General features: G+C 56.2%; 1 protein-coding gene. It reads right to left on the bottom strand.

Annotated features, from left to right (window positions below; all coding sequences use genetic code 11):
* Window positions 1–319 precede the first annotated feature (319 nt).
* Window positions 320–520, bottom strand: a complete 201-nt coding sequence (locus J2D73_RS20235) for a DUF3310 domain-containing protein (protein WP_207884216.1) — start codon at window positions 518–520, stop codon at window positions 320–322.
* Window positions 521–612: the final 92 nt, after the last annotated feature.

The following is a 612-nucleotide window of genomic DNA, read 5'->3' as shown; positions in this document are numbered from 1 at the left end:
CTCTCGAAGCCACAGGCGCATCTGACCTTCAGGTCAATTCCTGAGCCGGTTCCGCACGAATGCACTCCAATCACTTCACGATGTCCGAACTTAATTCCAACAGAAGACGCGGCGATATCGGCGGCTTTCTTCTTTCTCGCGCATGGCAGGCATCGGTCTGCCTTCCCTTGCACTAGATAACGAGCGGCAACGTCATCGACTTTCCCGCATGAGCACCTGACGAAGTATCGGGCCTGCCCGTTCCGAGAAGGAGCGCAAGCGAATACGTGGCGCTGACCGAATGTTTCCCCGCGAAGATCGGGTGTCTTCACGCCTTTCGTCACGCTGCGTCCTCCCGTCGTGCGATTTCCCGATCCAGATACCATCTGGCCTTTTTCAGATCCTCGATTGCGTCTTTCTTCAGGTCAGAGCGCCAGATGTATTTCACGGCGTTCCCGAGGTTGAACCCCATGTGTTCCGTGACCTGAATGCACTCCACGCCCGAAGGATGGCTTGTGTAATGAGGAGGGTGGTTCACCATGTCTGTCACGTTGCCACTCCGCTAAATCTCTTGTAAGACGCCACCAAAGGCGCAACCTCGTCGTCTGCTACCGTGATGCCGCACTCGTCGAG

Source organism: Acetobacter sacchari, assembly GCF_017377715.1.
In the GTDB taxonomy this organism is placed as follows: Bacteria; Pseudomonadota; Alphaproteobacteria; order Acetobacterales; family Acetobacteraceae; genus Acetobacter; species Acetobacter sacchari.
The sequence above is the reverse complement of the archived record's forward strand: the minus strand, read 5'-3'. Positions and strand labels throughout refer to the sequence as shown.